The organism is Micromonospora sp. NPDC006431, from assembly GCF_042870725.1.
In the GTDB taxonomy this organism is placed as follows: Bacteria; Actinomycetota; Actinomycetes; order Mycobacteriales; family Micromonosporaceae; genus Micromonospora.
Genome location: NZ_JBIAHQ010000004.1, coordinates 503,354 through 524,128, shown reverse-complemented (window position 1 = coordinate 524,128; position 20,775 = coordinate 503,354). Strand labels below are relative to the sequence as shown.

General features: G+C 73.1%; 19 protein-coding genes. 2 read left to right on the top strand and 17 right to left on the bottom strand.

The window, feature by feature from the left end; all coding sequences use genetic code 11:
- Window positions 1-140: 140 nt before the first annotated feature.
- The 4 genes from ACFYM6_RS11515 to ACFYM6_RS11500 all read right to left on the bottom strand — a co-directional run bounded on the left by ACFYM6_RS11515 (window position 141) and on the right by ACFYM6_RS11500 (window position 4,479).
- Entirely contained in the window at window positions 141-1,028 is an 888-nt protein-coding gene (locus ACFYM6_RS11515; protein WP_387274528.1) for a carbohydrate ABC transporter permease, read from the bottom strand.
- Window position 1,029: 1 nt separating this feature from the next.
- Window positions 1,030-2,148, bottom strand: coding sequence for a carbohydrate ABC transporter permease (locus ACFYM6_RS11510; protein ID WP_387274526.1), 1,119 nt, complete (start codon window positions 2,146-2,148; stop codon window positions 1,030-1,032).
- 67 nt (window positions 2,149-2,215) lie between these two features.
- Entirely contained in the window at window positions 2,216-3,463 is a 1,248-nt protein-coding gene (locus tag ACFYM6_RS11505) for an extracellular solute-binding protein (protein ID WP_387274524.1), read from the bottom strand.
- A 26-nt stretch (window positions 3,464-3,489) separates the two neighbouring features.
- Window positions 3,490-4,479 (bottom strand): LacI family DNA-binding transcriptional regulator, encoded by a 990-nt coding sequence (locus ACFYM6_RS11500; protein ID WP_387274522.1) that lies wholly within the window; start codon window positions 4,477-4,479, stop codon window positions 3,490-3,492.
- A gap of 148 nt (window positions 4,480-4,627) precedes the next feature.
- Here ACFYM6_RS11500 and ACFYM6_RS11495 point away from each other — a divergent pair, with 148 nt between their 5' ends.
- A complete protein-coding gene (locus ACFYM6_RS11495; protein WP_387274520.1) occupies window positions 4,628-6,745 on the top strand; it encodes a glycogen debranching N-terminal domain-containing protein in 2,118 nt (705 codons plus the stop codon).
- A gap of 69 nt (window positions 6,746-6,814) precedes the next feature.
- On the opposite strand, the gene ACFYM6_RS11490 is transcribed toward ACFYM6_RS11495, so the two are convergent.
- From ACFYM6_RS11490 to truB, 7 genes are all read right to left on the bottom strand, one after another.
- Complete coding sequence (locus tag ACFYM6_RS11490) at window positions 6,815-7,282, bottom strand: GNAT family N-acetyltransferase (protein ID WP_387274518.1); 468 nt, start codon at window positions 7,280-7,282, stop codon at window positions 6,815-6,817.
- Window positions 7,283-7,343: 61 nt separating this feature from the next.
- On the bottom strand, window positions 7,344-8,126 hold the full coding sequence (gene dapB / locus ACFYM6_RS11485) for a 4-hydroxy-tetrahydrodipicolinate reductase (RefSeq protein WP_387274516.1): 783 nt from the start codon (window positions 8,124-8,126) through the stop codon (window positions 7,344-7,346).
- 147 nt (window positions 8,127-8,273) lie between these two features.
- The gene (locus ACFYM6_RS11480) at window positions 8,274-9,614 is read right to left on the bottom strand and encodes a M16 family metallopeptidase (protein WP_387274514.1); all 1,341 of its coding nucleotides are present in this window, start codon (window positions 9,612-9,614) and stop codon (window positions 8,274-8,276) included.
- 258 nt (window positions 9,615-9,872) lie between these two features.
- Window positions 9,873-12,236, bottom strand: a complete 2,364-nt coding sequence (locus ACFYM6_RS11475) for a polyribonucleotide nucleotidyltransferase (RefSeq protein WP_387274577.1) — start codon at window positions 12,234-12,236, stop codon at window positions 9,873-9,875.
- A gap of 222 nt (window positions 12,237-12,458) precedes the next feature.
- On the bottom strand, window positions 12,459-12,728 hold the full coding sequence (gene rpsO / locus ACFYM6_RS11470) for a 30S ribosomal protein S15 (RefSeq protein WP_043962418.1): 270 nt from the start codon (window positions 12,726-12,728) through the stop codon (window positions 12,459-12,461).
- A gap of 206 nt (window positions 12,729-12,934) precedes the next feature.
- Window positions 12,935-13,861: a bifunctional riboflavin kinase/FAD synthetase gene (locus ACFYM6_RS11465; protein WP_073832593.1), complete on the bottom strand. Its 927-nt coding sequence runs from the start codon at window positions 13,859-13,861 to the stop codon at window positions 12,935-12,937.
- Between the two features lie 71 nt (window positions 13,862-13,932).
- On the bottom strand, window positions 13,933-14,817 hold the full coding sequence (gene truB, locus ACFYM6_RS11460; RefSeq protein WP_387274512.1) for a tRNA pseudouridine(55) synthase TruB: 885 nt from the start codon (window positions 14,815-14,817) through the stop codon (window positions 13,933-13,935).
- Window positions 14,818-14,976: 159 nt separating this feature from the next.
- Between truB and ACFYM6_RS11455 the strand changes: the two genes are divergently transcribed.
- Window positions 14,977-15,276, top strand: coding sequence for a hypothetical protein (locus ACFYM6_RS11455; RefSeq protein ID WP_387274511.1), 300 nt, complete (start codon window positions 14,977-14,979; stop codon window positions 15,274-15,276).
- 748 nt (window positions 15,277-16,024) lie between these two features.
- Here ACFYM6_RS11455 and ACFYM6_RS11450 read toward each other — a convergent pair.
- The 6 genes from ACFYM6_RS11450 to rbfA all read right to left on the bottom strand — a co-directional run bounded on the left by ACFYM6_RS11450 (window position 16,025) and on the right by rbfA (window position 20,707).
- A complete protein-coding gene (locus ACFYM6_RS11450; protein WP_387274509.1) occupies window positions 16,025-17,356 on the bottom strand; it encodes an MATE family efflux transporter in 1,332 nt (443 codons plus the stop codon).
- 133 nt (window positions 17,357-17,489) lie between these two features.
- On the bottom strand, window positions 17,490-18,008 hold the full coding sequence (locus tag ACFYM6_RS11445) for an AAA family ATPase (protein ID WP_387274507.1): 519 nt from the start codon (window positions 18,006-18,008) through the stop codon (window positions 17,490-17,492).
- Between the two features lie 494 nt (window positions 18,009-18,502).
- Window positions 18,503-18,712, bottom strand: a complete 210-nt coding sequence (locus ACFYM6_RS11440; RefSeq protein WP_387274576.1) for a DUF6186 family protein — start codon at window positions 18,710-18,712, stop codon at window positions 18,503-18,505.
- The gene (locus ACFYM6_RS11435) at window positions 18,712-19,119 is read right to left on the bottom strand and encodes a hypothetical protein (protein WP_073832587.1); all 408 of its coding nucleotides are present in this window, start codon (window positions 19,117-19,119) and stop codon (window positions 18,712-18,714) included. Before ACFYM6_RS11435 ends, ACFYM6_RS11440 begins: the two co-directional genes overlap by 1 nt.
- 65 nt (window positions 19,120-19,184) lie before the next feature.
- Window positions 19,185-20,231 carry a bifunctional oligoribonuclease/PAP phosphatase NrnA gene (locus ACFYM6_RS11430; RefSeq protein ID WP_387274504.1) on the bottom strand — a complete coding sequence of 349 codons (1,047 nt, stop codon included), beginning with the start codon at window positions 20,229-20,231 and terminating at the stop codon, window positions 19,185-19,187.
- Complete coding sequence (rbfA, locus tag ACFYM6_RS11425; protein WP_387274502.1) at window positions 20,228-20,707, bottom strand: 30S ribosome-binding factor RbfA; 480 nt, start codon at window positions 20,705-20,707, stop codon at window positions 20,228-20,230. The genes ACFYM6_RS11430 and rbfA overlap by 4 nt, the downstream gene beginning before the upstream one ends.
- Between the last annotated feature and the right edge of the window lie 68 nt (window positions 20,708-20,775).

Genomic DNA, 20,775 nt, shown 5'->3' with positions numbered 1-20,775 from the left:
TTGGGGGGGGGGTCGGGGCGCGCGTCGGTGGGGTCCCCCCCCCCCGCCGTATTTTTTTTTGTCGTTCTTTTTTTTTCGGGGGGGGGGGGGGGCCCCCGGGGGGGGGCCCCCCCGCCACCGGTACCGATCGAACCCGTCGCTCAGCCCTTGTCGGCGCCCTCGTTGGCACCCCGCACGAAGTAGCGCTGGAAGATCACGAACAGCACCGCCACCGGGATGGTGGCCAGCAGCGCCGCGCCCAGCTTGAGCGGATACTGCGTGCCCTTGCCCAGCGACCCGCTGACCAGGTCGGCCAGGCCGCGGGGCAGGGTGAACAGGTGCGGGTCCTGGACCGAGACCAGGCTGTGCGGGAACTCGTTCCAGGAGCCCTGGAACGACAGGATGGTCAGCGTGATCAGCGCGGGCCGCGCCATCGGCAGCACCACCGACCAGAAGGTGCGGAACACCCCGGCGCCGTCGATCCGGGCCGCCTCCTCCACGCTGACCGGGATCGACTGGAAGAACTGCTTCATGATGAACACCCCGGCCGCGTCCGCCAGCAGCGGCACCACCAGGCCCGCGTAGCTGTCGTAGAGGCCGAGCTGCTTGAGCACCAGGAACTTCGGGATCAGCAGCACCACGCCGGGCACCGCCATCACCGCGATGACCGCGGCGAAGAGCCCGGCCCGGCCCCGGAAGCGCAGCCGGGCCAGGGCGTACCCGGCGAGCGAGTCGAAGAAGACCCGGCCGAGCGTGACCAGCACGGTGACCAGCAGCGAGTTGCCCAGCCAGAGCGGGAAGTTGGTGCCCGCGAAGATCCGCTCGAACCCGGCGAGCGTCACCGGGTCGGGCACCGGCGAGAGCGGGTTCGCCGCCGCGTCCGGCTCGGTCTTGAACGAGGTGCCGAGCTGGATCACGAACGGGTAGATGAAGACCAGCCCGAAGAAGATCAGGACCGCGTACCCCAGGATGCGGTTGACCCGGGCACGTGGCCCACGGGCGGCCTGCGGCGCGACGGGCGCCGCCGGCCGGTCGGTCAGCACGGCCATGTCAGGACCCTTCCGGTACGCGTCGCCGCCACCACCGGCCGCGCCGGGACCCGTCCCGGTCGGCCATCACCCGGCGCTGGAGCAGGGTGAACACGATGATGATCAGGAACAGCACGAACGAGATCGCCGCCCCCGAGCCGTAGTCGAAGTCCCGGAACGCGGTGCGGTACGACAGGTACGCCGGGGTGAGGGTGGTCTTGGCCGGGTCGCCCTGGCTCATCACGTACACCTGGTCGAAGACCTGCCAGGAGCCGATCAGGCCGAGGGTGAGCACCAGGAACGTGGTCGGCTTGATCAGCGGCAGGGTGACGTAGCGGAACCGCTGCCAGCGGGTCGCCCCGTCGAGGGTGCTGGCCTCGTCCAGCGCCACCGGCACGTTCTGCAACGCGGCGAGGAACATCAGCATGAACGTGCCCGAGGTGGTCCAGATCACCAGGCAGATGATCGAGACCATGGCCACGCTCGGCCCGGAGAGCCAGTCCCACCAGCTCAGCCCCAACGGGCCGCCGGAGGTGAGCGCGGTGGGCGGAGAGTCCACCCCGACGACGCCGAGCAGCAGGTGCAGTACGCCGCGGGAGTCGGCGAACCACTCCGGCCCGTCGATGCCCAAGAAGCTGAGCAGGTTGTTGACCGCGCCGGAGTTGGCGAACAGGAACAGGAACACCACGCTGATCGCCACCGAGCTGGTGACCGACGGGAAGTAGAAGGCGCTGCGGAAGAAGCCCTTTCCCTTGAGCATCCGGTTGTTCACGATCAGCGCGAGGCCGAGAGCGAGCGCGGTCTGCACCGGCACCACGATCCCGACGTAGTACATGTTGTTGCGGATGCTGGTCATGAAGTCCCGGCGGTCGAGCCCGTCCTCGGTGAACAGCCGGGTGTAGTTCTTCCCGCCGACGAACGGCACGTCCGCGGTGAACGGGCTGCCCTGGCCGTTCCAGTCGGTGAGGCTCACCCAGAGCGCCATCAGGATCGGCAGCAGCAGGAAGAGCCCGAGGATCACGATCACCGGCGCGACGAAGATCCAGCCGGCGATGTTCTCGTTGCCGCGGATGCCGCCGCGGCGGCGGCGCGACGGACCGGCCGGCGTGGTGGCCGGGGCGGTGAGCGCCTCCGTAGCCATCTCCCCTCCCTCCTTCGAGTGGGAGCCGACGCGGAGGGGCCCGCGACGCGGGCCCCTCCGGTCACGCTCAGCCGCCGAGCGCCGCCTTGGCGTTCTTGTCGAAGTTCGCCAGGATGCTCTTCGGGTCACCGTTGGCCAGGCCCTGCAGGCCGGCCTCGAGGTCGCGCAGCACGCTGTCCATCTTCGGCGCGTTCACCGGGCCCTGGGCGTACGCGGCGCCGTCGATGAACGGCTTGTCGGCCGGGAAGGCGCTGGTGTACTGGTCGCGGACGGACTGCCGGGAGGGCATCACGCCGAACGCGTTGGCGAAGGCGATCTGCTGGTCGCCGGCGGTCATCGCCTCGACGAACTTGATCGCCTGGTCCTTGAACTTCGACTTCGCGGCGATGCCCCAGCACTGGGTGAAGGAGAGGGTGCCCTGGCCCTTCGGGCCGGCCGGCAGCGGGACGACCTTGTACTTCACGTTCGGGAAGTCGTTCTTCAGGGCACCCTTGATCCAGTTGCCCTCGATGGTCATCACGGCCTTGCCCTTGCCGAACGCCTCACCGGACCAGCCGGCGTCGAGCTGCTTCGGGAACTTCGCGTAGCCGTTCGTGAGCAGGCCCTTGACGTACTGGAGGGCCTGGAGGTTCTCCGGGGTGTCGGCGGTCGGCTGCTTGCCGTCCTTGCTCATCAGCCAGCCGCCGTTCTGCACCATGAACGCGCCGATCCGGTCCCGGGTGTCGCCCAGGGCGAGCGCCACCATGCCCTTCGCCTTGATCTTCTGGCTGGCGGCGGTGAGCTGGTCCCAGGTGGTCGGCACGTCGGCGTCGGTCAGGCCCGCCTTGGCCCACAGGTCGGTGTTGATCTCGAGCGCCAGGGTGGAGAAGTCCTTCGGCGCGCAGTAGAGCTTGCCGTCGTAGGTGAAGGTGTTCCGCAGGCTCTCGTAGAAGTCGTCCTTGTTGCTGACCTTGTCGCCGTACGGCTCCAGCGCGCCGACGCTGGCGTAGTCGGCGAACCGGGACGCGTCGACGTAGAACACGTCCGGCGGGGTGCCGCCGGCGAGGGCCTGGCCGAGCTGCTGGGTAAGGTCCTGGGCCGGGGTCACCGTGGCGGTGTTGCCGGAGGAGGAGGCCCACTTCGCAGCGGCGTCCTGCACCGCCTTGGTCTCGGCGTCGCCGGAAGAGCCGATCATGATCTGCAGGTTGGCCGGACCGCTGGACTGCTTGGTGTCCTTCGCGGAGTCGTCGAACCCGCTGCCGCAGGCGGCGGTGCCGAACAGCGCGGCGGCCGTGAGGCCGGCCAGCGCCGCCCGGGTGAGGGTGCGAGGTGTCATCTCATTCTCCTGGTGGGGATGGGGGATCACGCGGTGTGCCGGAGCACGAGCGTGGGGCTGAGTAGCACGTGTGGGTCGGTGGGCTGACCGTCGAGCAGGCCGGTGAGCAGCTCGAAGCAGCGGGCGGCGGCAGCCGCGAGCGGCTGGCTGACGCTGGTCAGCCCGACCACGGCGGCCACCGGGGTGTCGTCGAAGCCGACGACGGCGACGGAGGCGGCCACCGCGCGTACCGCCTGGAGGGCGCCGAGGGCGAGCGAGTCGCTGACGCAGACCACCGCGGTGGGCGGTTCGTCGGCGGCGAGCAGCGCGCGCATCTCCCGCTCGCCGTGGACGATGCCGTCCTCGGTCTCGCGGTGGGGTGCGGCGCCGGCCAGGCCGGCGGCGGCCATGACGGTACGCCAGCCGGAACGCCGGTCGTCGCCGACGCCGGAACCCGCCGGCCAGCCGATGAAGCCGATCCGGCGGTGGCCGGTGTCGAGCAGCCGCTGGGTGGCCTGCGCGGTGCCGGCCGCGCCGTCGACGTCGACCCAGGGATGGGCCTCGGCGGCGTCCCAGGGCCGGCCGAACGTCACGAACGGCACGTTCCGCTCGGCCAGCCAGGCGGTCCGCGGGTCACCGTGGTCGGTGCCGGTGAGCACGAAACCGTCCAGGTCGTACGCGCCGAGCAGGTCGTCGTAGGTGTCGATCTCGTGTCCGTCGTCACGGGCGGTGTAGAGCAGGACCCGGTAGCCGGCGGCGTCGGCGGTCTCGGTGAGGCCGTGCAGGAACCGGTCGAGCACCGAGCCGTTGATCCCGTCCCGGGTGGGCTCGATGCGGACCGCGACGAGCCGGGAGCGACCGGTCCGCATCTGCCGGGCGGCCTGGTTGGCCCGGTAGCCCAGCGCGGCGATCGCCTCCTCCACCCGGCGCCGGGTCTCGTCCCGGACGATGTGCGGCGCGTTGAGGACGTTGGAGACCGTCTGCCGGCTCACCTGGGCATGCCGGGCCACCGTCGAGATGGTCACCTTTTCAGCCATTGAGTCCCTCTCGCCGCCTTGAACGTTCCAACGTGGATACGGCAGTATTAGATCGTTCAAAGTTTCTGGAATGTTTCGCACTCTGCACCGGGCCGGAGCCAGTTGTCAAGACACGCTCCGGCCACCCGATCAGCACCAGGAGTTCCCCGTGTCCGAACGCCACCTGCAACCCCTGCTGCACGAGCTGGTCGGGGCGGTCCACGCCCCCACCAGCGCGCTGGGCGACGCGGCGGGTCAGATCCGGCCGAGCGGCGTCCAGGGCGTGTTCCACGCCGACGCCCGCGTACTCTCCCGCGCCGAGCTGCGCGTCGACGACCGGGAACCGGAGGCGGTGGCCCACGGGGCGGCCGGGCCCCACGGGGTCCGCTTCGTCACCCTGGCCCGCTGGCTCGGCGACCCCGGCCCCGACCCGACCGTCCGGATCGACCGCATCCGGGAGGCCGGCCCGCACGGCGTCACCGAGGAGATCCGGGTCACCTCCACCGCCGCGGCCCCCGTCCGCGCCACGGTCAGCGTCGACCTGGGCTGCGACCTCGCCCCGATCGAGCTGGTCAAGTCCGGCGGGAGCGGGTCGCCGCTGGAGGCGAAGTCCGGCGAGCCCGGCCGGGTCCAGTGGGCCGCCGAGGGCGTCACCGTCACGGTGACCGGCGAGGCGGCGACCGTCGACGCCACCGGCGACCGGGCCCTCGCGCCCCGGCTGAGCTGGCCGGTCGACCTCGCCCCCGGCGACGCCGTGACGCTGCGCTGGCGGCTCGCCGTCACCGACCCGAAGGCCGTGGTGGTCGCCCCGCCGGGCGGCCCCGAGTGGTCCGTCCCGCAGGTACGCGCCGACGACCGCCGCCTGGTCCGGCTGCTCGACCGCTCCCTGGCCGACCTGCGCGGGCTGCGGCTGGCCGACCCGGCCCACCCCGGGGACGTCTTCCTCGGCGCGGGCGTGCCCTGGTTCCTCACCCTCTTCGGCCGGGACAGCCTCTGGGCCGCCCGGATGATGCTGCCGCTCGGCACCGAGCTGGCCGCCGGCACGCTGCGCGTCCTCGCCCGCCGGCAGGGCACCAGGGTCGACCCGGCCACCGGCGAGGCGCCCGGCAAGATCCTGCACGAGCTGCGCCGGCACGAGTTCAGCCTGCCCGCCCATGAGCTGCGGCTGCCGCCCGCGTACTACGGCACCGTCGACGCCACCATGCTCTGGGTCGGCCTGCTGCACGACGCCTGGCGCTGGGGTCTCGCCGCCGACCAGGTCGAGCCGCTGCTCCCGCACCTGGAGGCCGCGCTCGGCTGGCTCGGCGAGCACGCCGACGCCGACGGCGACGGCTTCGTCGAATACGTCGACACCAGCGGCAGCGGCCTGGCCAACCAGGGCTGGAAGGACTCGGGCGACTCGATCCGGTTCCGCGACGGCCGGCAGGCGCAGTCGCCCATCGTGCTGTCCGAGGTGCAGGGGTACGCGTACCAGGCGGCGGTGCACGGCGCCGACCTGCTCGACGCCTTCGGCCGGCCGGGCGGCGACCGCTGGCGGGAGTACGCCGACCGGCTGGCCCGGCGGTTCCGCGACGCGTTCTGGGTCGACGGCCGGCACGGCCCGCAGCCCGCACTGGCGCTGGACCGGGACAAGCGCCCGGTCGACTCGCTGACCAGCAACATCGGCCACCTGCTCGGCACCGGGCTGCTCTCCGACGCCGAGTCGGCGCAGGTGGCGGCGCTGCTGTCGACCGAGGCGCTGGCCGGCGGCTTCGGGCTGCGCACCATGTCCACCGACGACGCCGGGTTCAGCCCACTGTCGTACCACTGCGGGTCGATCTGGGCGCACGACACGGCGATCGTGGTCGGCGGGCTGGCCCGGGCCGGCTTCGCCGACGCCGCGCTCCGGCTCGCCGACGGGCTGCTCGCCGCCGCCGAGGCGTTCGACTACCGCCTCCCCGAGCTGTACGCCGGGGACGACCGGGCGACGCTCAGCCGTCCGGTGCCGTACCCCGCGGCGTGCCGCCCGCAGGCGTGGGCGGCGGCGGCCGCCGTGCTGCTGCTCCAGGCCGGCGTGGGCATCTATCCCGACGTGCCGGGCGGCCAGGTGCGGCTGAGCCCGCTGGCCGGCCCGGAGTTGGGCGCGCTCGCCGTCGACGGCCTCCGCGTCGCCGGCGCCCCGGTCGCCGTCCAGGTCGACGCCTCGGGCCGGCCCACCGTCACCGGCCTCCCCGCCGGCCTGACGGTGACCACCACCCCTCACATCCCCACCCAGCGCCCCGCCACGGAAACCCCCGCCCCCCGCTGACGCCGTTGATCATGAGGTTGGCGGCGAAGTCGATCTCGGACGGTGCCGTCAACCTCATGATCGACGCGGTCAGGCGGGGGTGAGTTCGGCGACCAGTTCGTCGTCCTCCGTGGCGCCGGTGGGGTGGAAGCCGAGGGCACGGTAGAGGGCGGCGGCCTGGGTGTTGTCGGGGTGGTAGCTGAGCCGGATCGGGTGGCCCGCGGTGGCGAGCCAGTCGGCGAGGGTACGCATCGCGGCCCGGCCGACGCCCCGCTCCTGCTCGGCGGCGTCGATCACCATGCCGCCGATCCACCGGGAACCGTCGTCGTCCACGCCCCACATGACGTGCCCGACCACCGTCTCGTCCGCATACACGGCCAGTGAGGTCCAGACGTCCGAGCGCATGGTCAGCAACAGGTAGCGGGCGGCCAGGGCGGGCACCCAGGCGCGCTGGTCGTCGCGGGGCGCCACGTCCGCCACCGCCCGCCAGTTGTCGTCGTCCACCGGACGCAGGGTCACGTGCCGGCCGGCGCGGTCCCGGAGCGCAGAATCGATCATGTACGCGACCCTAGGCGCGGCCCGGCCGCGTGACGAGCGGATTCCGGTGGGACGGGGGCGCTCAGTCGAGCAGGGCGTCCAGGCCGACCGTGAGGCCCGGCCGGTGGCGTACCTCCCGCACAGCGAGCAGTACGCCCGGCATGAACGAGGCCCGGTCGTACGAGTCGTGCCGGATGGTCAGCGTCTCGCCGGTGGTGCCGAAGAGCACCTCCTGGTGGGCGACCAGCCCGGTGGCGCGGACGGCGTGCACGCGTACCCCATCGATCTCGGCGCCGCGCGCGCCCGGCACCTCGTCGCGGGTGGCGTCCGGCGCGGGGCCGAGGCTGGCCTCGGCACGGGCCTGGGCGATCAGTCGGGCGGTGTGCGTGGCGGTGCCGCTGGGCGCGTCGAGCTTGCGCGGGTGGTGCTGCTCGATGATCTCCACCGACTCGAAGTGCCGGGCGGCGCGGGCGGCGAACTGCATCATCAGCACCGCACCGATGCCGAAGTTGGGGGCGATCACCACGCCCACGCCCGGCTTGCGCGCGAGCCAGCCGCGGACCCGGTCCAGGCGCTGCTCGGTGAAGCCCGTGGTGCCGACCACGACGTTGATGCCCTGGTCGACGCACCAGTGCAGGTTGTCCATGACGACGTCCGGAGTGGTGAAGTCGACGACCACCTCGGCACCCGCGTCGGACGCGGCGAACAGCCCGTCGCCCTGGTCGACCATCGCCACCAGCTCCATGTCGGGGGCCGCGTCGACCGCCTTGCAGACCTCCATGCCCATCCGGCCGCGGGCGCCCAGCACGCCGACCCGGATCGGCTCGGCCAGGTTCTTCTCGTGCTCGTCAGTCACGGGGCACAACCTATCCCAATCGGGACGCCCACCCGGCTGGAGCTCCGGCCGTCCCACCCCACGAGCATGATCGACTCGGGTTGCGGCAACCCGGGCCCTCCCCGGCGGCGGACACCCCCACCTGCGGCATCCCTCGTCGGCGGGCGGTGGGAAGGGTCAGGCGGAGAAGGCGGACTCGTCGAACGGGCCCACCACCGCCAGGGACATCGGGCGGCCGAGCAGGTCGGCGGCCAGGGCATTCACGTCGTCCAAGGTCACCGCGTCGACCCGGGCGAGCAGCTCGTCCACCGGCATCAGGTCGCCGTAGAGCAACTCGCCCTTGGCCAGCCGGCTCATCCGGGAGCCGGTGTCCTCCAGGCCGAGGACGAAGGAACCCTTGCTCATCCCCTTGCCCCGGGCCAGCTCGGCCTCGGTGATCCCCGCAGCGGCCACCTTGGCAAGCTCGGCGCGGGTCAGCTCCAGCACCTCGTCCACCTTGCCCGGGGCGCAGCCGGCGTAGACGGCGAACAGGCCGCTGTCGGCGTACTGGCTGGCGTACGAGTAGACCGAATAGGCCAGCCCGCGCTGCTCGCGGATCTCCTGGAACAGCCGGCTGGACATGCCGCCGCCGAGGACGTTGTTGAGCACCCCGAGGGCGAAGCGCCGCTCGTCGGTGCGGTCGATGCCCGGGCAGCCGAGGATCACGTGCGCCTGCTCGGTCTCCTTCGGCTCGACCACCGTGCTGGCCGGCTTCGTGCGTACCGCCGGGGCGGCCGGGCGGTACGGCGCCGGCACCGCCGGGTCGGTGTCCAGCGGGGTGCCGCGCAGGGCCTGGCGGACCAGCTTGACCACGGCGGCGTGGTCGAGGTTGCCGGCGGCGGCGATGACGATCTGCGGCGCGGTGTACCGGCGGCGGTAGAAGGTCTGGATCTGCCGGCGGGTCATCGGGGTGACCGTCTCCTCGGTGCCGGAGATCAGCCGGCCGAGGGGGTGGTCGCCGTAGACGGCGCGGGCGAACAGGTCGTGCACCTCGTCGCCGGGCTCGTCGTCGTGCATGGCGATCTCTTCGAGGATGACGCCGCGCTCGGTCTCCACGTCGGCGTCGTTGAGCACCGAGTCGGCGACCAGGTCGCACATGACGTCGATGGCCAGGGGCAGGTCCTCGTCCAGCACCCGGGCGTAGTAGCAGGTGTATTCCTTGGTGGTGAAGGCGTTCGTCTCGCCGCCGACCGCCTCGATCTGCGAGGAGATCTCCAGCGCGCTGCGCTTGCGGGTGCCCTTGAAGAGCAGGTGCTCCAGGAAGTGCGCGGCGCCGCCCTGCGGCCCGGTCTCGTCCCGGGAGCCGACGGCGACCCAGATGCCGAACGAGACGCTGCGCATCGCCGGGATCGCCTCGGTGAGCACGCGCAACCCGCTGGGCAGCACGGTACGGCGTACGGTGCCGCCCAGCGGGTCGTCGCTGAGCGTGCGGGTGACCGCCCGGGCCGACCCGCCGGCGGACCGGGTGGCCCCGGTCACCTGCCGGACGGCGCCCGACGGCGCCGCCCCCCGTCGATCCGCAGGAAAAGACGAACGAGGGGTCCGACTCACGAAAAACCTGCTTCCAGTTCGACGAGGGGTGGATGGCGACGGCTCCAGGTCGCGGCGCGGTCAGACGCGCCGAACTGGAGTTGCCGAACGACGGCTTTAGGTCGCAGCACGCGGCAGACGCGCCGAGTTGGAGCCGACGCAGGATCGGCCGGGTGACGCCGTCGGCGTCCCCCGGCCGATCGAGGATCAGCTGTGCCGGGTCCGGCGACGTGGGCGCTCGCCGCCGCCTTCGCCGCCGCCCTCGCCACGCTCCGGGCCCCGGCTGCCGCGCTCGCGGTCCCGGTCGCCACGGTCGCGCGGGCCGCGGTCGCCTCGGTCCCGGCCGCCCGGACGCTCGCCACCGGCGGCCTCCTCGGCGGCCGGCGCCTCGGCGCCCTCCGGGCGGACCTTGTCCAGGTAGATCTTGCCGCGCTGGTCGATGTCGGCGATCTCCACCTCGACCTTGTCGCCGACGTTGAGGTAGTCCTCGACCTTCTCGACCCGCTTGCCGTCGCCCACCTTGGAGATGTGCAGCAGGCCGTCGCGGCCGGGCAGGAGCGAGATGAAGGCGCCGAACGGGGCGGTCTTCACCACGGTGCCGAGGAACCGGTCGCCGACCTTCGGCAGGGTCGGGTTGGCGATCGCGTTGATCCGCTCGACCGCGGCCTGGGCCGACGGGCCGTTGGTCGCGCCGACGTAGATGGTGCCGTCGTCCTCGATGGAGATCTCGGCGCCGGTCTCGTCCTGGATGGCGTTGATGGTCTGGCCCTTCGGGCCGATCACCATGCCGATCTTGTCGACCGGGATCTTCACGGTGGTCACCCGCGGCGCGTAGTCGCTCATCGGGGCCGGGGACTCGATCGCCGCCTGCATCACGTCGAGCACGGTGTGCCGGGCCTCGTGCGCCTGCTGCAGCGCGGCGGCCAGCACGTCCGACGGGATGCCGTTGAGCTTGGTGTCGAGCTGGAGGGCGGTGACGAAGTCCCGGGTGCCGGCCACCTTGAAGTCCATGTCGCCGAACGCGTCCTCGGCGCCGAGGATGTCGGTCAGCGTCACGTACTGGGTCTTGCCGTCGACCTCGTCGGAGATGAGGCCCATGGCGATGCCGGCGACCGGGGCCTTCAGCGGCACACCGGCCGAGAGCAGGCCCAGGCTGGAGGCGCAGACCGAACCCATCGAGGTGGAGCCGTTGGAGCCGAGCGCCTCGGAGACCTGCCGGATGGCGTACGGGAACTCCTCGCGCGACGGCAGCACCGGGATCAGCGCCCGCTCGGCCAGCGCGCCGTGGCCGATCTCGCGCCGCTTCGGCGAGCCGACCCGGCCGGTCTCACCGGTGGAGTACGGCGGGAAGTTGTAGTTGTGCATGTAGCGCTTGGACTTCTCCGGGGAGAGGGTGTCCAGCGCCTGCTCCATGCGCAGCATGTTCAGCGTGGTGACGCCCAGGATCTGGGTCTCGCCACGCTCGAAGAGCGCCGAGCCGTGCACCCGGGGCAGCACGCCGACCTCGGCGCTCAGCGGACGGATGTCGCGCGGGCCCCGGCCGTCGATGCGGACCTGCTCGCGCAGCACCCGACTGCGGACCTCGGACTTGGTCAGCGAGCGGAACGCGGCGGAGAGCTCCTTCTCGCGGCCCTCGAAGCGCGACCCCAGTTCCTCGGCGACCCGGGCCTTGATCCGGTCCAGCGCCTCCTCGCGGTCGTGCTTACCGGCGATCTTCAGGGCCTCGGCGACGTCGGCACGGGCCAGGTCAGCCACCGCCGCGTACGCGTCGTCCTGGTAGTCGAGGAAGACCGGGAACTCGGCGACCGGCTTGGCGGCCACCTCGGCCAGCTCGCTCTGCGCCCGGCACAGCTCGCGGATGGCCGGCTTGGCGGCCTCCAGGCCGCTGGCGACGACCTCCTCGGTCGGGGCGGGGGCACCGCCGGCGACCAGCGCCACGGTGTGCTCGGTGGCCTCGGCCTCGACCATCATGATCGCGACGTCGCCGTCGGCCAGGGCACGGCCGGCCACCACCATGTCGAAGGTGGCCCGGGCCAGCTCCTCGTGGGTTGGGAAGGCGACCCACTGGCCGTCGATGTGCGCCATCCGGGTGGCCCCGATCGGGCCGGAGAACGGCAGGCCGGAGAGCTTGGTCGACATCGAGGCGGCGTTGATCGCCACGACGTCGTACGGGTGCTGCGGGTCGAGCGCGAGGACGGTCTCGACCACCTGGACCTCGTTGCGCAGGCCCTTGACGAAGGACGGGCGCAGCGGCCGGTCGATCAGTCGGCAGGTGAGGATGGCGTCCTCGCTGGGCCGGCCCTCGCGGCGGAAGAACGAGCCGGGGATCCGGCCCGCGGCGTACATCCGCTCCTCGACGTCGACGGTCAGCGGGAAGAAGTCGAACTGCTCCCGCGGCTGCTTGCCCGCGGTGGTGGCGGAGAGGACGACCGTCTCGCCGAGCTGGGCGATGACGGAGCCGGCGGCCTGGCGGGCCAGCCGGCCGGTGGAGAAGGTGATCTCACGGGTACCGAAGGACCCGTTGTCGATCACGGCGGTGCGGGATTCGGTGCCGAGGTTGGTCTCGGTCATGGTGCTGTCGTGCTCCTTCGCGTCGGGGGTCCACGACACGGGAGCTGCTCAGACGGCCGGTCTTCGATCGAAGCGCCCGGGTGGCCGGCACGATGCCGGGGTGCCCGGGGGCCACTACCGGAGACCGGTACGCTGACCGGCTCCCTCTCGGGTGGTCGCGTGACCCGGTTCTTTCTGTGGTACCGGAACGGGGGAGCGGCCGCAGGCCACTCCCCCGTTCCGTCACCGGCGCAGGCCGAGCCGCTCGATGAGCGACCGGTAGCGGTTGATGTCCTTCTTCTGGACGTAGTTGAGCAGCCGACGGCGACGGCCGACCAGCAGCAGCAGCCCACGGCGGCTGTGGTGGTCGTGCTTGTGCACCTTCAGGTGCTCGGTGAGCTCGGCGATCCGCTTGGTGAGGACCGCGACCTGGACCTCCGGCGAACCGGTGTCGCCCTCGGCGGTCGCGTACTCCGCACGGATCTTGGCCTTGGCTTCCTGGTCGAGCGCCATGTTCTCCCTGTTTCGTGGGTCGTTCGATAAGGTCCGTCGGAGCGGTCGCAGCGACCGGGGGGACGGACCGGTTCCTCGCACCCGCGGCGTCGTGCAGGCAGGCGAGGCCCCGCGTCGGTCAGCCGACGTCCCTGCCAGACTACCAGCCCGGTCGGGAACCACTCCGGTGAAGGGCCGTGTGCCGGGTTCCGACGGCGGTGGCCGGGTCAGCCGAGCGCACGGCGGGTCCGCTCGACGTCCTCGCCGATCTGGGCGATCAACGGCTCGATCGCGTCGTACGTCCGTTGTTCGCGCAGGTGCGCCACGAAGTCCAGGGCCAGCCGCTCGCCGTACAGGTCGCCGGTGAAGTCCAGCGCGTACGCCTCCACCCGGCGTTCCCGCCCGGAGAAGGTCGGGTTGGTGCCGATCGAGACCGCCGCTGCCAGGGGCTCCCCGCCGCGGCGCACCAGCCGGGCGGCGTACACCCCGTCGGCGGGGATCGCCGCGTACCGGTGGGTCAGCAGGTTGGCGGTGGGAAAGCCCAGCTCACGCCCGCGCTGGTCGCCGCGGACCACCACGCCCTCGACCCGGTGCGGGCGGCCGAGCGCGGCGGCCGCCGCGGCCACGTCGCCCGCGTCGACGCAGGAGCGGATGTACGTGGAGGAGAAGACCGTCCCCGCCTCGGCGACCAGCGGGCCGCTCTCCACCCCGAAGCCGAAGGTGCGGCCCAGCCGTTCCAGCAGTGCCACGTCGCCGGCCGCCCGGTGCCCGAAGCGGAAGTTGCCGCCGACCATCACCAGCGCGGCGTGCAGGTGCTCGACCAGGATGTCGTGCACGAACTCCTCGGCCGGCAGCCGGGAGAACTCGGGGGTGAACGGCACCACGCAGAGCACGTCGGCCCCGAGCGACTCGATCAGCTCCGCCTTGCGGGCCGGCTCGGTGAGCACCGCCGGGTGCGATCCGGGACGGACCACCTCCGCCGGATGCGGGTCGAAGGTCAGCACCACCGACCGGACGCCCAGTTCGCGGGCGCGGGCCACGGCGTGGCCGATGATGGCCTGGTGCCCCTTGTGCACGCCGTCGAAGACGCCGATGGTGACCACCGAGCGCCCCCAGCCCCCGGGCACCGCCTCGTACCCCCGCCACCGCTGCATACCGTTCCTCCGCTCCTCCCCTGGTCCCGCACCGGCCGAGGCTCGCCGGCCCGGGGGCCGGTGGGGCGCCGTCACGCCGGGGCCAGCACGATCTCCGCGCGGGCCCGCCCGGCCCGCTCGCTGACGATAGCGATCAACCCGCCGTCGGGGCCGAAGACCGCGTACGGTCCGGCGATGCCGGCCGCGCCGAGCGGGCCGCCGTGGGCGAGCGTGCGCGCCTCATCCGGGGTGGCGTCCCGGCGCGGGAAGAACCGGTCGGCGGCCGCGTCCAGCGGCAGGTTGACCACGTCGGGCGCGCGCTGCTCCAGCGCGTCGAGGGTCGCCGCCTCGGCCAGGGTGAAGCCGCCGACCGCGGTCCGGCGCAGCGCGGTCAGGTGACCGCCGACCCCGAGCGCGGCGCCCGCGTCCCGGGCGATGGCCCGGATGTACGTCCCGGACGAGCAGGTCACGTCGACGTCCACGTCCACCACGTCCGGGACGTCCCGGCGGACCGCCAGGACGTCCAGCCGGGAGATGGTGACCCGCCGGGCGGGCAGCTCCACGATCTCCCCCTCGCGGACCCGCTTGTACGCCCGCTGGCCGTTGATCTTGATGGCGCTGACCGCGCTGGGCACCTGGTCGATCTCGCCGGTCTGGGCGGCGAGCGCGGCCCGGATCGCGTCGTCGGCGACGGCGCCGGCCGGGGTGGTCGCCACCACCTCACCCTCGGCGTCGTCGGTGATGGTCGCCTGGCCGAGCCGGATCGTCGCGGTGTAGCTCTTGGCGGCGCCGATCACGTAGGTGAGCAGCCGGGTGGCCCGCCCCACCCCGATCACCAGCACCCCGGTCGCCATCGGGTCGAGCGTGCCACCGTGCCCCACCCGCCGGGTCCGCGCCAGCCGTCGGATCCGCGCCACCACGTCGTGGGACGTCATCCCGCCCGGCTTGTCGACCACGATCAGACCGTCTGTGCTCACGACGGCCAAGCCTGCCAGACCACGGTGATCGCACGCGCGGGGGATACCGCCCTGCTCGGCCACAGTGCCAAGATCACGCGACAGGGGCAGGAACGGGGTCGCGCGGTCGACTCCGGTACGGCAGACTTCGCGCGCCCCCTCGCACCCTCAGGAGTCCTCTTGACCAACCCGCCGCCGTCGCACCAGCACCGCCCCCGGGTCGACCTGCCCGACTGGATGCGCAACCCGGAGCCGCCGCGCCGCACCCTCGGCCGCCGGGTCTCCGGATTCGTCGACGGCGTGCCGGCGCTGCGGGCGGCCCGGCACCGGCTGTGGGCGTGGCGGGACCGGAGCCGGTTCAGCGAGCGACACCCGGTGGTCTCCGCGATCGTGTCGTTCGTCGTCGTCGCGGTGGTGGCGACGTGCCTGGTGGTCGGCACGCTGTACCTCTTCTACAAGATCGCCCACGACCGGTCCTGAGCCGACCGGAAACCGGGCGGCGCAGTGGGCAGCCCGGTTGCGAAGATCCCGCCGCCCCGCGGCGCCTTTCGCCCCCGCCGCACCCCCTGGGACGCCTGATGACCACCGAGGAACCGACCGCCCCGCCCGCCGACGTCGACCGGCCCGCCGTCGCGACCCGCGACGACTCCGTCCGGCTACCCAGTTGGATGAGCGGGCAGGACGCGGCCGAGCCGCTCACCCGCGGAGAGCGCGCCCGGCTGGTCTGGGCCCGGCACCGCGGGAAGCTCCTGGTCGGCTTCGTCATCCTGCTACTGCTGGCGCTCGTTGGCGGCACGGCGGTCCTCGGGCACCTCACGGTCGAGCGGATCCGCGTCGGCACGCAGCCCTCGGCGTCCCCGCTGTCCTCGGCATCCCCGCTGCCGAGCAGCCAGATCGGCGAACCCCGGGACCTCTACGCCGGGAGCCCCGCCGCCAACTTCGCGGTCGGCGAGGCCGCGATCGTCCTGCCCCCGGTCGCCGCCCGGGCACCGTTCTCCGCCGCGGAGGTACGCGCCGCGCTGACCCAGGTGCGGAAGGCCCTGGTGGAGGCCCGCCTCGACCTGTCCATGCAGGTCGGGGACACGGAGCCGTTCCTCACTCTCCTCGCGCCGGCCGCACGCGGTGAACGCGCCGGAGACTTCGAGGGGTACACCTTCCTGCACTACGCCACCCGGATCGACTTCAGCCGTGGATGGGCGGCCCCGGCTCGTTCGAGCCCTGCTGACCCTCACCGGACCGCGCCGACCACCGCCCAACCGCCGGAGCGCAGCCGTAGCAGCAGCGCGACCAGCCGGAGCACCACGAACAGCGTCAGCCCGGCCCAGATCCCCCCCAGCCCGAGGTCGAGCCCGTAGGCCAGCCAGATCGCCGGCAGGAAGCCGCCCAGCGCCGCCACGATGGTGAGGTTGCGCAGGTAGCGGACGTCGCCCGCGCCGATCAGCACGCCGTCGAGGGCGAAGACGACCCCGCCGATCGGCTGCAGCGCGACGAACCACGGCCAGGCGAGCATCGCCTGCTCGCGTACCTGCGGGTCGGAGCTGAACCACGACGGCACCAGGCCGGCGCCGGCGGCGATCAGCACCGCGAACGCCACGCCGCAGGCACCGCCGAGCAGGGCGATCCGGCGGGCGAGGGCGCGGGCGCCGGCCGCGTCGCCGGCGCCGAGCGCCGCGCCGATCAACGCCTGCGCGGCGATCGCCAGGGCGTCGAGCACCAGTGCGGTGAAGAACCACAGCTGTACGGCGATCTGGTGGGCGCCGACCGCGGCGGCGCCGAACCGGGCCGCGACGGCGGTGGCGGACAGGAAGCTCGCCTGGAACGCGACGCCCCGGATCAGCAGGTCTCGACTGAGCACGAGCTGCTGGCGGATCAACCGGGGTCGGGGGCGCAGGGAGATCCGCTCGCGAACCAGCGCGGCCGCGAACAGGCCGCCGGAGAGGGTCTGCGCGATGGCGTTCGCCACCGCCGAGCCGACCAGCCCGAGCCCGACCGGATAGACGAGCAGCGGGCAGAGCAGCGCGGAGAGCAGGTTGGGGGCGAGCACGAAGAGCAGCGGGCGCCGGGTGTCCTGGATGCCGCGCAGCCAGCCGTTGCCTGCTGCGGCCACCAGCAGGCCGGGCGCGCCGAGCGCGGCGACCCGCAGCCAGCCGGCGGCGGCGTCGGCCACCTCGCCCGGGCCGCCGACCAGGGTACGCGCCAGCCACCCGCCGCCGACCTGCATGGCAAGTGCCACCAGCACGCCGACGCTCAGGGCGAGCCAGGACGCCTGCACGCCCTCGGCCACCGCCGCGGCCCGGTCCCCCGCGCCGAACCGCCGGGCCGACCGCCCGGTGGTCCCGTACGCGACGACGGTGCCGAGCCAGGCGGTCAGCGTCAGCACCGTGCCGCCGACGGCGAGCGCGGCGAGCGGGACGCGGCCCAGGTGCCCGACCACCGCGGTGTCGACCAGGACGTAGAGCGGCTCGGCGGCCAGCACCACGAGTGCCGGCAGGGCGAGCGCGGCGATCCGGCGGGGCGTGGCGGCGGGCGACCCGGTGGCGGGGGCGGCGGTCTGACTCATCGCCGCCGATCCTGGCACGCCCAACGTAAGGAACGCAACCGAACCTCATCACTTACCAATCCGCCGCCCGGCCGCAGGTTGATCATGAGGTTGGCGGCGCTGTCGATCTCCGCAACCGCCGCCAACCTCATGATCACCGCAACGGGGTGGGGAGGGTGGCGAGCCAGCGGCGGGTGTCAGCGCGGGTGCGGAGGCGGATCACCGGCACCTCGGGGGCATGGGCGGCGACGGCCGCGTAGACCAGGGGTCGGGATCGGCGGGGGTACTGCCACACGTACCGGAGGAACTGGAGGTCGACCTGCTCCGGGCAGCCGTCCGGCAGGTCGGGCCGGGGCTTGGCCCGGTACGCCCAGCGGCGACGCAGCACCCGGACGAGGCAGAGCAGCCAGGGCGGGTCGCAGAGCACCAGCAGGTCGGCGTGCGGCAGGCGGAGATCGAAGGTGCTGCGATAGTTGCCGTCCATCACCCAGGCGGGGCGCGCGGCCAGCGCGGCGACCTCCGCCCGGAAGTCGGCGTCGGCGGTGGCGACCCAGCCGGGTCGCCAGTAGTGGCGGTCGAGGTGGATCAGCGGTAGGTCGAGCCGGCGGGCGACCGCACGGGCGAGCGTGCTCTTGCCCGCGCCCGAACTGCCGACGATCAGGATGCGGCGCACCGGGCGACGGTAGCCCCCGCCCGGGCGTACGCGGAACCGGGCGACCGGAACGACGGCGGTGGCGCGGCGGCTACCGCGCCACCGCCGGGCGGCCCGCCGTCACTGACGGGTGTCCATCGACGTCTGCAGCGCACGGCGCAGCTGCTCGCGCGCCTCGTCGTTGGTGGTCTCGGTCTTCGGCTTGCGCTTGCTGGCCATGGGAGTTCCCTTCCAGGGTGCGGACCACCGACGGCCGGTGGACGCGTCTGACGCCGCGCCGTGACCTGGAGCCGTCGGTCCTGCTGAACGCCGGGGCAGCGGTCCGGGATCACCGGAGCGGCTCGCCTGGCAGCGTGAGCCCGGGTCGGTCTGACCCTGGAGGGAGGCGGCGCCGGATGTGGCCCCACCGCCCGCGACCAGCGCCGAAGCGCCGGCCCTTCCCTAAATTAACGTTCACTTTCCAGCTGCTGCCCACTGTTCCCGGGATACGGACACGATGGGGTGGACCGGGCCGATCAGCGAGCCAGGAAGTGCCAGCCGAGCCACCACCAGAAGCCGAGGAACCCGATCCGCCCCACCGGCACCGGCCCGACCTCGTAGCGCATCACGAACGCGCAGACGTCGGCCAGCGACGGGATCCGCGAGCCCTCCCGCCGGGCGGCCCACTCGACGGTCGCGAACAGCACCAGCGCGGCCAGGAAACCGGCGATCGCCAGGGCTCGCATCATCGGCGTACCAGCCCCCAGAACGCGGCGAGCCAGGCGAACCAGGCCGCCGAGCGGACCAGGTGGTCCTCCAGGAACGGGTCGGCCAGCAGGGAGAAGGTGGGAAAGTCGTCCCCCATCGACAGCACGAAGGTGGTTCCCTCGAACACCCCGAAGACGGTCACCGGCACCAACCACCAGGCCGCCGCCGGTGGCAGCCGGTGTGGCGCGGGTCGGCGGGGCACCCGGTTGCTCAGGCCGATCCAGATCAGCGCGCCGCCGGTGCCCAGGGTGTAGAGGTTGGCCTGGGCGGAGAAGGACGGCAACTGCCCGCCGACCAGGGAGAGGCAGATCAGCACCGGTACGGAGACGACGGGACGGTCCCAGGCTCGGGGCGCCTCGGCGGTGAGCTCACGAGGGTGATCCATCACCCGATTGTCCCCACCGTCACGGAACGCCGGAAGACCAGCACGCCCCGGAGTCGTCCCTGATATCAGGCCGTCAGCAACGCCCCGTCCAGCTCGGCGCGGATCCGGTCCACCACCTCGTCGACCGTGCCCCGCCCCGTGAAACCGGCGGCGAACCGGTGCCCGCCACCGCCCAGCGCCACCGCCACCCGGCTCACGTCCACCGCGCCCTTGCTGCGCAGCGAGACGGCCCACTCGGCGGCGGCCACCTGCTTGACCACGCAGCTCACGTCCGCCTCCGCGGTGCACCGGACCGAATCGATCAGCGCCTCCAGCACGTACGCCGGCTGGCCGTACCGGGCCAGGTCGTCCTGGGTGGCGTAGGTCCAGACCAGCCCGCGCCCGGCGGCGGCCGCCGGTTCCAGCCGGGCCCGGCCCAGCACCTCGCCGAAGAGCCGGACGGCGCCGAACGGGCGGGTGTCGAAGATCCGCCGGGAGATGTCCCCGGGACGGATGCCGGTGGCCAGCAGCCGGGCCGCCATCCGGTGCACGTCCGGCGTGGTGGCCTCGAAGCGGAACGAGCCGGTGTCCGTGCTCAGCGCCACGTAGAGGCAGGTGGCGATCTCGGCGTCCAGCGGCACCCCGAGCCGGTCGAGCAGCCCCTCGGCGACCACCGAGGTGGCCGCCGCGTGCGGGTCCACCAGGTGGATGCCGCCGAACCGTGTGTTCGACGCGTGGTGGTCCAGCACCAGCGCCGCCCCCGCCTTGCCCAGCCGGTCGACCAGGTCACCCAGCCGGGACTCGCTCGCCACGTCGAAGCAGATCACCAGGTCCGGGTCCGGGTACGCGTCGTCCTGCGGCACCAGCAGGTCGAGCCCGGGCAGCCAGCGGAACGGCTCCGGCACCTCCGGCGGACCGGGGAAGGTCGCCTGGAGGTGCCGTACGCCCCACCGGCGCAGGCCCAGCCCGAAGCCGAGCATGCTGCCCAGCGCGTCGCCGTCCGGGTTGACGTGACAGATCAGCAGCACCCGCGCGTCGGCGGGAAGCCCGCGTACCGCCGCGAGGGCGGCCGCCCAGTCGGTGTCGGTCGGGCCGGCACCGGCCGGCGTACCGCCCTCGGCGGGAGAGGTCACGGGCGGTCGCCGCCGCGCGGCTCGTCGTTCTCGGTCTCTTCGTCCTCGACGTCCGAGTCCTCCTCCAGCCGGTACGGCTGCGCCTCGCCCGCGTAGTGGGCGCTGGCCGCCAGCCGCTGCACCTCGGCGTCGGCGGTGCGGGCCGCCGCGAGCAGGTCGTCGATGTGCTTGACCTGGTCCTGCACGTCGTCGAGGACGAAGGTCAGGGTCGGCGAGTGGCGCAGCCCGAGGGCCTTGCCGACCGTGCTGCGCAGCATGCCCTTGGCGCTCTCCAGCGCGGCGGCGGTGCTGGCCTGCGCCGCCGCGTCGCCGAGCACCGTGTAGAAGACGGTGGCGTCGCGCAGGTCGGCGGTGATCCGGGCGTCGGTGATGGTGATCATTCCGAGCCGGGGGTCCTTGATCTGGCTCCGCACCACCGACGCGACCAGTTCACGGATGCGCTCCGCGTGCCGGCGTACCTTGGCCGGATCCGTCATGTCCCCCACCTCCAGGGCTTCCCGCTCCCGGCCGGAGACGACGGCGAGGGCGCCGCCGGGTCCGACCG